The organism is Chloroflexaceae bacterium, from assembly GCA_025057155.1.
GTDB lineage: Bacteria > Chloroflexota > Chloroflexia > Chloroflexales > Chloroflexaceae > JACAEO01.
The window spans coordinates 1-703 of sequence record JANWYD010000093.1; the positions used below are offsets into that span (position 1 = coordinate 1).

At 59.9% G+C, this 703-nt stretch carries 1 protein-coding gene; it reads left to right on the top strand.

The features are described 5' to 3' along the window. The coding region (locus tag NZU74_20440) for an RAMP superfamily CRISPR-associated protein (protein ID MCS6883698.1) at positions 1 to 703 on the top strand (703 nt) is incomplete at both ends.

The following is a 703-nucleotide window of genomic DNA, read 5'->3' on the forward strand; positions in this document are numbered from 1 at the left end:
ACAAACCCGTGACCAGCGTTATCCGCTGATTAAGGCGCATTTCCGGGTCAGTGGCACGCCGGTCATTCCGGGAACATCGCTCAAAGGGTGCATTCGCAGCATCGTTGAAGCGATTTCGCCTTCTTCGGTGAGCGTGACGCGCACCCGCCAACTGCCGCGCGAACTCAAAGCATCGGATAAACCAGAGAGCCTGGATGTATCCCAGCGCATCTTTGGGGCGCTGGGATACCAGGGACAGGTGCGTTTTAGCGATGCCGTCCTCGCTGGCGGGCAAACGGAAATATTGGGGACGCCGCAACTGTTCCGTCCTCGCCCAGAGGCGCCGATCTATCTGGACGAGAGAGGCCGCCTGAAGGGGCGCAAGTTCTACATGCACGGCAAACTGGCGCCTGGCGACCTGCCGCTCGAAGTGTGTCCGATTGGGAGCGCGTTTACGTTTCGGATGGATTTCGAGAACCTGACGCCGGGTGAACTCGGTCTGCTCTTGATCGCGCTCGGTCTCGGCGATCCTCGCTTGTACCCCAAGCTGGGGGGCGGGAAACCGGCATGTCTGGGAACCATCGAGGTTGTTGAACCGCGAATCGAGATCGCAGAACCAACGAAGCAGTGGTATACCGATTTCGACACGCCTGTCACGCAGGCGGGGAACATCCCGGCATTGCTTCAGGCAGCGCGTGACGAACAGCTGGTGCTGGATGATCAG